Source organism: Vibrio sp. Vb1554, from assembly GCF_033344235.1.
Genome location: NZ_JAWPOJ010000188.1, coordinates 1 through 1,427 on the forward strand (window position 1 = coordinate 1; position 1,427 = coordinate 1,427).

1 protein-coding gene is annotated in these 1,427 nt (G+C 45.1%); it reads left to right on the forward strand.

The window, feature by feature from the left end:
* Positions 1-1,177 (forward strand): flagellar hook-associated protein FlgL (flgL, locus tag R8N28_RS24825; protein ID WP_318183617.1); only part of this gene is annotated, 1,177 nt, incomplete at its 5' end.
* Positions 1,178-1,427 lie beyond the last annotated feature (250 nt).

Genomic DNA, 1,427 nt, shown 5'->3' on the forward strand with positions numbered 1-1,427 from the left:
TAGTTTCCATAACTATCAGTCTGTACAAAATGACTTGCGTCGCCAAGAGAACAAGATCCATCACAACCAAGAGCAACTTGCCTCAGGTAAGAAGCTGCTTAAACCAAGTGATGATCCGCTGGCTGCGCATTACATTCAGAATATTGGCCAGCAGCAAGAGCAGTTAAAGCAATATTTAAGCTCGATTGTGTTGGTGCGTAACCGTTTAGAAAACCACGAAGTGAATATCGCGAACGCAGAAAGCTTCGCTGATGAATCGAAACGTCTCACTATGGAAATGATCAACGGTGCGTTTTCTGCCGAAGACCGACAAGCGAAAAAGCGTGAGTTGGAAGAAATTGCAAATAACTTCCTTAACTTAGTGAATGCGCAAGATGAATCGGGCAACTACGTGTTTGCGGGGACAAAGCCGAAAAGCCAGCCATTTTATCGCGATAAAGATGGCAGCGTGCAATACGCTGGTGATGATTACCAACGCAAAATGAAAGTGTCCAGCATGCTGGATATGCCGATGAACGATCCTGGTAGCAAACTGTTCATGGAAATCCCAAACCCGTTTGGTGATTACCAGCCTAGTTACGATTTACAAAGCGGCTCTGACTTACTGCTAAGCAAAGCAACCAATGTGGATGCGAAGGACACGGCTTCTTATGGCGTGACGTTTGTCGATATGAATAACGGCAAGTTTGGCTACCAATTGGAGCGAAACGGCAAAGTGGTGGACGCTGACGAATTTTCGCCAGAAAAAGGCATCGAGTACAAAGGACTTAAAGTGCATGTGAAAGGGCAAATTACCCCTGGAGACAGCATCGGCATCGAAAAACGTGAGTCCTTCAGTATTTTCGATACCTTTAAGGAAGCGATGTCTTGGTCGGATAAATCCGTCTCCGATACATCAGCGACCGCGAAGTTGCACCAAATGACTGAGGAATTTCAAGCCGCGTTCATCCATTTGAACAAAGCTCGAACCGACGTGGGTGCAAGGCTGAGCACGCTCGATATTCAAGAGCAAAACCACGAAGACTTTAACTTGTCTTTGGCAAAAGCAAAGAGCAATTTTGAGGATTTGGATTACTCCAAAGCCGTGATCGAGTTCAGTGAGAACTCGCGTGCATTGCAGGCCTCGCAACAAGCTTTTGGCAAAACAAAAGACCTGACATTGTTTAACTACATTTAATGATTTGACGGCCAGCGGCGAATAACGACAACGAGAGATTTTGATGCCTTATGTGCCAAGCCTTAAGTGCGAGAAATATCAAAAGTCGTTTAGCTGAGGTGAGTGAGCGGCATGTTTTTACCGAATGCGGCAAAGGCACCGGTGGCAATGTGAGCGGCAAGCTTCTCTTGGTGTGAAAATATCTTCATCGCATAGAGAAAGAGGTCGAAAACTGCGAATGTGTTATCTAACTTATTGTTTATTTATCTAT